Annotated in this window: 5 protein-coding genes; 2 read left to right on the top strand and 3 right to left on the bottom strand. The window is 60.4% G+C overall.

What is annotated here, in order from left to right; genetic code table 11:
• A partial coding sequence (locus tag NP534_RS04980; protein ID WP_274097975.1) for an AAA family ATPase occupies nucleotides 1-3,496 on the bottom strand: 3,496 nt, incomplete at its 3' end.
• 308 nt (nucleotides 3,497-3,804) lie between these two features.
• Here NP534_RS04980 and NP534_RS04975 point away from each other — a divergent pair.
• Nucleotides 3,805-5,187 (top strand): hypothetical protein, encoded by a 1,383-nt coding sequence (locus NP534_RS04975; protein WP_274097974.1) that lies wholly within the window; start codon nucleotides 3,805-3,807, stop codon nucleotides 5,185-5,187.
• Nucleotides 5,187-6,542: an aminotransferase class I/II-fold pyridoxal phosphate-dependent enzyme gene (locus NP534_RS04970; RefSeq protein ID WP_274097973.1), complete on the top strand. Its 1,356-nt coding sequence runs from the start codon at nucleotides 5,187-5,189 to the stop codon at nucleotides 6,540-6,542. The genes NP534_RS04975 and NP534_RS04970 overlap by 1 nt, the downstream gene beginning before the upstream one ends.
• Before the next feature lie 61 nt (nucleotides 6,543-6,603).
• Here the strand turns inward: NP534_RS04970 and NP534_RS04965 are convergent, their stop codons facing one another.
• Together NP534_RS04965 and NP534_RS04960 are read right to left on the bottom strand one after the other, a co-directional pair.
• On the bottom strand, nucleotides 6,604-7,905 hold the full coding sequence (locus NP534_RS04965; RefSeq protein ID WP_274097972.1) for an MFS transporter: 1,302 nt from the start codon (nucleotides 7,903-7,905) through the stop codon (nucleotides 6,604-6,606).
• A gap of 66 nt (nucleotides 7,906-7,971) precedes the next feature.
• Entirely contained in the window at nucleotides 7,972-9,285 is a 1,314-nt protein-coding gene (locus NP534_RS04960) for an L-fuconate dehydratase (protein ID WP_274097971.1), read from the bottom strand.
• Nucleotides 9,286-9,350: the final 65 nt, after the last annotated feature.

The raw sequence follows: 9,350 nt of genomic DNA, 5'->3' as shown, positions 1-9,350 counted from the left end.
ACAAGCGCTGTCCTCGACAGCACCCATGTAGCCAGAACCTTTGAGTGTAAGAAATCTTCGTCAACCCGGTTGGGGTCAGTTCTTCTCGATAGTTTTCGCTACACCCTTGCCCTGCCCACTGGACGGCTGAATCTCTCAGCCGCGCAGCAGCATGTGCGTCTGTAGCATCTTCCTCAAATTCAAAAGGTAGATTCTTAGGGAAAGTGGAAAGCGCAGCCCGAAAACGAGCGCCTAACGGATCATTGCTGGTCATAGCAAACTCGAGAGCAAGTTGCCGTACATTGCGTTTGCGACTCTTACGTGTTTTCAAAAACGAAAAAGCTTGATCCTGATCGTCTGTCAATCGAGACTCCAGACGACTTCCGAAAAGGTCGATATCCAACGTGGGAAGTTGCACCACGCGCTTCAGGTCGTGATGCCAGAGCCGTTGACAGCAGACCAAAGGCAATGTGGTCTCGGATACATGGAGCGTTTCAAGTGCGATTGTCAAGGCTAAGCCAAGCGAAGCAACGCAATCAGAATCCTCTACGATCCTGCGGATGATATCGTCAGTCGGCTGACCAAGTTCAATTTGCTGGAATGCCCAGTAGCTGAGGGTGAGCAATGCGCCTTTCAGTGGTGCAGGACCCAGCTGGCCCTGAGACCAGCTGTAAACTGACCAGTCCCCCCAGAAGGTTTGTGAGCCCCAAGGGAATTTCACGATGATTGGAAGTGGCGTTTTGTGGTCGCCCCGTAATGCACAAACTTGTCGCCATCCCATCACGGCATGGTTAGCCATGTCATTTATCAGATTCAGCGCAAGCTCGGGGGTATTTACAAGCAGACTGGCAAAAGGCTCATGCTGCGGTGAAGAATCAGCGTAGTAGCGGTGGAATTTGACTACGCCTGTAGCGTCAAACTCCGGAAGCTGCTGGCCTAGTGGAAAGAAAAAATCGTTTAGCAGATGCTTTTGCTTGGCGGTGCGTTCTGATTCAGGAATTGCCCGAATGGCTTCTCTCCGTTCGGCGCTCAATCGACTTTCCTCCGCCTCACGTGCAAATCGATCACCGGGAAGTTCTTCCATAAGTTCAGATTTGGCCAACTGTACGAGACTCTCTGGTGCTACGGTCGCCATGAAGCGAGCGTAATCCATCAGGGTGGCGTAAACATCATCCTGAAGGTGCTCCGCGGCAGCCGCACGCCGAAAGAGCTCAATAGCAGGCTCAGAAAATGCGTTTGCACTGCGCAGAATCGTGCGCCGAAGGGTAGCGCCGAGCTGTTCCATGGCGTTCCAGCCAAGGCCCTCCCATTTGCGCTCGCTCTCACTATCAAGACTAGCGTTGTGATTTTCCAGCTGCAGCAGCCAAGAACTGCTTTGAGCAACGATTCCCCCTGTGTGTTTGTTCGCGTGGTTCGCCCACATGTTCATCCATACTTCAAAGACATCCATGACGTATGGAACCACTCGCCCTGGCACACTTTCCGCAACTGAGAGCAACCAATCAATCAAACGCCCCCAGCTTCTGATATCTGAGGGCCAGCCAATTAGGTGAGCTATACGGATAGAGTCCCCACCGTCCTGGGTACCACCCGCCTGCTCCAGAACTCGGGGATTGGGAATTGTGTGCTCCGCTTGAAACCACACCAGCAGCTTCTCCAACTGCTGGAAATCAAATCTTTGCATGGCAGAGGTAAACTCTGCCTGCGTGCTGGCTGCGGTAAAGGCTGTTGTGAAAGGGGGGGCAGTCAGCCAAGCTCTGCGCCACTGGGGGCGCAATGGTTGATTCTCTAGCCTTTCGTACTCTTGAGCCCATCGCCCTGGGCTATTCAGGCTTCGTTGGGCCAAAAGGCCTACAACACGGCCCAGTAATGGTGGCTCGCCGGCCTCGATCATTGCCGTGTGCCAATCCGCTCCAAGATCGATCAACAGCCGATAAAATGCCCACTCAAAGAAAATGTCGTGGGTGAAGGAAACAGCAGATCCATCGTCATGGTCACGGACGATGAGATCCCGCTTGAGCGAGGCCAGCTGGGAGGTGGTATTAGATTCCAGCCTGCGAAGCCTAATGCTTTTGCCTAACTCGCTAACTCCTTTTTCCGCCAAGTCGATGATGGCGCGTCGTCGCAGCTCGGCAGACTCAGGCGCAGCATCGTATCCAGCACGTGACCACCAGGCCCCGATTAAATCGATTTCTGTCTGTAGTGCAGAGCCATCCGTCCTCGCACTGTCATGTGCCAGAACCGCAGCAAAAAACGGCCGGCGGACAATTTCCTTTACTGCGGAGGTATTGCTAAGCAACGAGCGCAGTACAGGGATTTGAGCAGCAAGCTTATCGGCTTCCTCATCAGTGAATGGTCCGACAGTGACATCACCTATTCCATCACCGCGGTAGAAGCTACTCGGAAACCAAGCTCGGTAGGGTTCTAGGCCTTGGTCGCGCGAAGTTGCCAAGACTTTCCAATTACCGAGGCTTTCATTGCCTTCAATGACTCTCAACAGATCTATGATGAGTCCCTTGCGATCTGACGAGACACGGTCGATACCATCAATGAACAGAATTGGCGTTCCTACGCCGCCTATCTCCGCGAGGATGTCTTCTGCAGTGTGTTGAAGACCCAGTGTTGCAGAGAATGCTGACCAGCTGTTACCAATCAGTCTATCTGCCTTGAGAAAGAGGCATGGCCCCTTAGCTAACGCTGCTTTGGCACATTGTTTTAACGCTACCGACTTACCACAGCCAGGCAACCCCGTGATATTGACCAGTCGAAATTTCTCCAGATGCTCTGCGATCTGCTCGGTGATACCGCATCGTTCGACGTGGCAACCGCAAATTTCTTCTAGGATGTCTTCTAGGTTACTCTCGGAATATTGTTGGATTACCTTGAGATCCTCAGCGTAAGTGGGCGCGCAAGATAGGCGGACCACGCCTCGCAACTGTCGCACCAGCGTAGCACGTGTCCATTTTCTAGCATGGGCGGCTCCATCACTTGCGATCTGACATAGCCGATTGAACAGGAGCTCTGCCAAGCCCTTCTGACCGCTAGGGATCAGTCCCTGCAGCTGAGTGATGATGGCTCCCCTCATAATGCCGCCTTCGCTGAGCCCATCAATACGTAGCGCCACAAAATGTTGGTAGAACTCCATCTCGCTGTCGTCCGACGTCGTCTCAGTCAGTGGAAGCAACTCAAGGCGGAGATTGCGTTCAGGAGCTGCAACAGTACCCCCAGACTCGAAACGCTGTACGAAATCCTTTCCACAGACATCGGAACGAGCCCAGTCGATCAAGCGATTGATCGAGCGATAACTCGCCATGGCGACATGTTCAGTGACAAAACCATAGGCATCCCGCCCAACCTGGAAAGAGTGGAGTCGCCGAGTGGCGGCTGCAGCCGCCATCGTGCTGAGAAAATCAGAGTTGCTGGCCGCCGCTGTGAGACGCAGCGCGCGTTTAACTTGAAGGCCAAGTACCCGTCTGTGAAGAGATTTGAAGTTGAGCGCTTGCAGTGTTCCCTTCATTGTGTATTGACGCACTGGCTGAATGGTTTTTTTACCCTTATCTGTATCTTCTATTCGATGTGCAACTCTCGATAATGGCCTAGTGATAGTTTGCGCAAGGAGCGTGGAATGAGCATGGCTATGCCCGAGCCAGGGCAGTGTATGGCGGCAGCCGGTCATCAGTGCGGGGCATTTTTTTCGATGGCTTGGCGACAGAGCATGTCACATCGTTACTTCCCAAGACTTGTAGGAAAATTCTTCAGGATCGATGCACTACACGGTGTGCAGTTTGCCGTGTAATGGATGCATGAAGTTGATGAGGTGATTACGTGAGCGCTATTCACGAACAGGCTATGCACTATATCTACCAGCAAGTGCTGGAACGCTTGTTGAGCCATATGTCCCAGGCGCAGCGCGCGTCCGTGCAGTTGCTGATACAGCGGCTGCTGGTGGCTGCCGGTGGCCCCGAATACATCGGCACATTCCGTTTGCTGGTACTGCAGGGCAATGACCGCCGAAGTGCCCACCTGTTGGCCATTCTGCGCGCCGCCCAGTTGAGTATCGCCTTGCGCGCCCCGGTGACCTTCCAGTTGCGGGTACTGGTGGTCAACCTGCCGACTGCCGGCAATGCCGCGCTGGACAACCATGAGCGCAGCTTCAACGCCTTGTTCATGCAGGACGACCCGCGGGTACAACTGCAGATGACCGAAGGCTGCGAGGTGGTGCCGTTCAATCGTCGGCCCTCGGCGTCCACCGAGCGCTGGGCCCTGGCACGCAATGCCATGCTGATGTTCGGGCACGGGGTCGATGCCCGGCCCGAAGCCCTGCTGGGCAGCCGGCTGCATCTGGAACTGGCGGGTGCCGTGGGTGTTGCGCTGCAGGCGCAGTCGCGTGCGGATGTGCTGATTACCGCCGTACCTGCCCGGCAGCGACGCCGTTACCTGGCCTGGGCCCGGCGTAGCCTGTGCCAGGCAGGGGAGCGCGGGCCCCATCTGCTGCATCAGTGCCTGGCGACATTGGCCAGCGGGCTGGGCAGGTTGCAGGGGGTTGCCGGGTCACCCCTGGAGCCTGTGGGCGACCCCAGCCGCGTGGTCGCGGAGGATGCCACGTTGCGGGTCATCGCTATCGATGACTTGCTGCCGCATCTGCTTGAGCAAGAGCAGCTCGACCTCATGCTCGGCTGCCGCCTTGACCCTGACCAGGACGCCTGGCCGCTGGCGGCATTCATCGACCCTAGGGCCCTGGCACAGCTGCACGAACTGCGCGCCCGTTGCAGCGAGCCAATGGGCCATCGACAGGCGTTGCGGCTGGCCGGCCCTTGCGCTTTCGATGGGCAGCGCGAGCCAGCTTCGGGGCATCCGGGCAAAGCCTACGGCATCAGCCAGACCCAGCTGGTATGCCTGTTGTTCAGCCCCTTTGCCAGGCAGGGCAAGGGCCTTGAACGTTTTCTGCAATGCCGTCATCCCGACATGCAGGTGGCGTTGCCCTACCTGCATCGGGCCTTGCAAGGTAAACCGTGCCCCGATGCGGTGAAGGACTGGCTGGTGAATACCAGTGGCTTGGCACTTGTGCAACTGCGCGCGATTTATGAGGGGCGTCTGCAACCTGCGTCCAGGCGCTTGATGGCGAACCTGGCCCGGCGTGATGTGCACCTGAAATTGTTGCCGGCGCCGTTCGTAGCGGGACGACCTGGCCTAGAGGGCTTGCCCTGATGGGGCGATCGCTGCCGGGCGACTACGCCTATCGCAAGGTGTATCACTACCTCGAATCGCTGATCGACGAGGCCCAGGGGCTTGAGCCATGGCGCCTGCCCTCGTTGCGCACGCTGTCCCGGCGCTTGCGCGTATCGCTGGCCACTGTGCAGAGCGCCTACAGCTTGCTTGAAGAGGAGGGGCGGGTGCATTGCGTGCCGAGGTCGGGCTACTTCGTGCGCGTGGATGTGCAGGCGGGTGGCCCGCCGTTGCCAGCACCGAGCGGGCTAAGCAACGTACCGACGCAGCCCATGCTGGAACGTTCATTGTTTACCCACGAGCGGCGCCTGGCACGCCAGCGGGCTTGGGCGGCTGCCCCGCTGGAGGAGGTCGGCAGCGCGCGGCTGCGTAACGCGCTGGCCGAACGCTATACCCGCTCATCCAGCCATTACTGGCGTGCCGAAGAGGTGCATCTTGCCCCCGATGTACAGGCGTTGCTTGAGGTTGTGCTGGCGGCGCTGGCCCTGCGCGGGGGCACCGTGCTGGTGTACTCGCCGTGCTGCTGGCAAGTGCTGCGCGCGTTGCAGCGTTGCGGCATGCGCGTGCTTGAGGTGCCACTGAACGCGTGCGGCGCTGCAGACCTGCAGGCGCTGGCGCGTTTGCTCAGCGCGGAGCCGGTGGGCATGCTGATCATGCCGTCCTGCCTGAGCATGCCCCAGGGCCGGCTGATGTCGCAGCACGACCAGCAGCAGATAGGCCAACTGCTGGGCGACTACCCGGTGTGGTTGCTGGAGAACGACCTGGACAGCGAGTTGTGCTTCAGCGGGCCGCCGGCTGCGCGCTTGCGCGATTGGGTCGACCCGCGCTGGCTGTTGATGATGGGCTCGTTCGAGGCTGCGGTGGGCGGCGAAGCGCCCTACGCCTATGTGCTGGGGCGGCATGCAACGCTGACCGAGGCCTTCTCCCAGCGTGCGTTTCAGCTTGCGCCCTTGCGGTTGCAGGCGCTGGCGCTGATGCTCGGCAAAGGCGAAATCGAACGCCAGTCAGAAAAGCTGCGCGCAGAACTGCAATGGCGCATGGAGTGCCTAGGCCAACAACTCAGGTTGCAACTGGGTGAGCAAGTCTCCTTCCAGATGCCCGAGGGTGGCTGGACCCTGTGGCTGCGGTTACGCCGGCCAGTGCCGTTGGATGGCATCGTGGCGGCGCTGTCAGGCACCGCCTTGCGTGTGGTCCCGGGCGGGCAGCACAGCCTGCAGGTGCGTCATCAGCAATACCTGGCGCTGCGGTGGGTGGGGGAAGGGCTCGATGCGCTGCAACAGGCTCTGGAGAAGCTGGCGCAGGCGCTGGAGCTGCGTTGCGGCCGGCCAGTGGGATAGCAGTCGAGGGTGACTGGTAACAGGGGCCACTTTGCGGCCCCTGTTGCGGGTGCCCGTCTGCCTACTGTTCCTGCCCCTGGCGCAAGCGGGTGCTGATCAATGCCGCCAGTACCAGCATCGAGGCGATGATCCACAAGCCGTTGCGGGTGCTGCCGGTTGCCTGCTCGATCAGGCCCATCACCGACGGCCCGACGAAGCCGCCAAACAGGCCGCACGTGGTGACGAAGGCCAGGCCCGCCGCCAGCGCGTTGCCGCTCAAGCGGCTGGAGGGGAAGACGAAGATGATCGACTGCACCACGAACAGCATCAGCGCGGTCAGCGAAAACCCGATCAGGCCGATGAACGAACTGGACAGCGAGGCGAGCAGCAGCCCGGCCGACATGGTCAGCAACCCGAAGAACAGCAGGGTGCGGCAACGATTGGGCGAGGTCGCCAGGCGGGGGAATGTCGCAGCGCCAATGGCGGCGGCAATCCACGGCACGGAGGTCAGTAACCCGACCTGGAAGGGCGACAGCGCGGCATAGGTGCCGATGATGCCAGGCAAGAAGAAGATCACCGTGTAGATGGTGATCTGGTGCACGAAATACACCGCGATCGCCAACCAGATCTGCTTGTCGCGAAACATCTGCCCCAGCTTGCTGTGTTGCGGCGCCGCAGCCCGTTCGGCGTTCAGGCGGCGCTCGATGTCCTGGGCATCGGCGGCTGACAGCCAGGGCGCCGATGCCGGGCCATCGGGCAGTTTTTTCCACACCACGTAGGCCAGGGCCACCGCAGGCAGGCCTTCGAGCACGAACAGCCATTGCCAGCCGTGCCAGCCCAGCACGCCGTCCATTTCCAGCAGGGCGCCGCCCAGCGGCCCGCTGAGGATGTTGGCCACGCATACCCCCAGCAGGAAGTAGCCGGTGGCACGGGCACGCTGTTCGCGGTCGAACCAGTACGTCAGGTACAGCATGACACCAGGGAACAGGCCGGCCTCGGCCACCCCCAGCAGCAGGCGCATGATGTAGAACGAGGTTTCGCCCTGGACGAACGCCATGCCCGCCGAGAGCAGGCCCCAGGTAATCATGATGCGGGTGATCCAGAAGCGCGCGCCGACCCGGTGCATGATCAGGTTGCTCGGCACTTCGGCCAAGGCATAGGTCAGGAAGAACAAGCCCGCGCCCAGCCCGTAGGCCGCCGCCGACAGGCCCAGGTCGATGCCCATGCTGGCCTTGGCCAGGGCGATGTTGGTGCGGTCGAGAAAGCTCATCACGTAGACGACGATAAGCAGCGGCATCAGTTTGCGCAGCAACAGGCCGTTAAGGCGCTGTTCGGTAGCGACGGCAGGCGCGGCGGCCGCTGTCGTGCCAGTGAGGATTGTCATTGTTTTTTCCCCGTGAAAAGTGCTGGTGGTGTGCCGCGACAATGGCGGCACACCAAGGTGGGTAGGTCAGGAACGGTGGATGTCGAGCCACACCGCGCCATTGGGGTACTGGTAGCGCTCCAGGGTCTCAGCGTGCATTTCGATGCTGTAGCCCGGGCGCTGCGGTGGCATGTAGCGACCGCGACGGATCACCACCGGGTCGAGGAAGTGTTCGTGCAGGTGATCGACGTATTCCAGCACCCGGTTGTGCAGCGAGGCCGACACGGCGATGTAGTCGAACAAGGCAATGTTCTGCACATATTCGCACAGCCCGACCCCGCCGCCATGCGGGCAGACCGGCACATCGTACTTGGCGGCCATCAGCAGCACGATCAGCACCTCGTTGAGGCCACCCAGGCGGGCTGCGTCCAGCTGGCAGAAGTCCAGCGCGCCGGCCTGGAACATCTGCTTGAACATCACCCGGTTGTGGCAGTGCTCACCGGTAGCCACGCCAATCGGTGCGATGCGCTGGCGGATGGCGGCGTGGCCGAGGATGTCGTCCGGGCTGGTGGGTTCTTCGATCCACAGTGGCTCGAACGCCGCCAGGCGGCGCATGTTGGCCACCGACTCATCGACGCTCCAGACCTGGTTGGCGTCCATCATCAGGGTGCGTTCCCAGCCAATTTCGTCGCGCAGGATGCTGGCGCGGCGGATGTCTTCTTCAAGGTCAGCGCCGATTTTCTGCTTGATGTGGGTCCAGCCGTCCGCCACCGCCTCACGTGCCAGTTGGCGCATCTTCTCTTCGCTGTAGCCGAGCCAGCCGGGTGCGGTGGTGTAGCCGGGGTAGCCTTCGCGCAGCATTTGCGCTTCGCGCTGGGCCTTGCCTGGCGCCTGGCGGCGGAGCAGGGCGATGGCCTCTTCGGGGGTCAGCACGTCGGTCACGTAGCTGAAGTCCAGGCAACGTACCAGTTGCTCAGGGGTCATGTCGGCCAGCAGTTTCCACACCGGTTTGCCTTCGTGCTTGGCCCACAGGTCCCAAATGGCGTTGATGATGGCCGCCGTGGCCAGGTGGATCACGCCTTTTTCCGGGCCCAGCCAGCGCAGCTGGCTGTCGCCGACGGTGAAGCGGTGCCAGAACGCGCCCATGTCGGCGGTGATGTCTTCCAGGGTCTGGCCAACGATCATAGGTGCCAGCGACTGCACCGCCGCCGCGCAGATCTCGTTGCCGCGGCCGATGGTGAAGGTCAGGCCGTGGCCTTCCAGGGCAGCGGCGTCGGTGTGCAGCACGACGTAGGCGGCCGAGTAGTCAGGGGCGCTGTTCATGGCGTCGGAGCCGTCCAGCGACAGCGACGTCGGGAAGCGGATGTCACGAACGCTCAGGTGGGTAATGCGTATGCTCATGGCGGACTCTTGTTCTGGTCGGGCAGTGGGAGACCTGACTGTAGGTTGTCGAGCGATACAGGCAT

The sequence above is a fragment of the Pseudomonas sp. 39004 genome (assembly GCF_028682155.1).
GTDB lineage: Bacteria > Pseudomonadota > Gammaproteobacteria > Pseudomonadales > Pseudomonadaceae > Aquipseudomonas > Aquipseudomonas capeferrum.
This window is presented reverse-complemented; position numbering and strand designations above follow the sequence as displayed.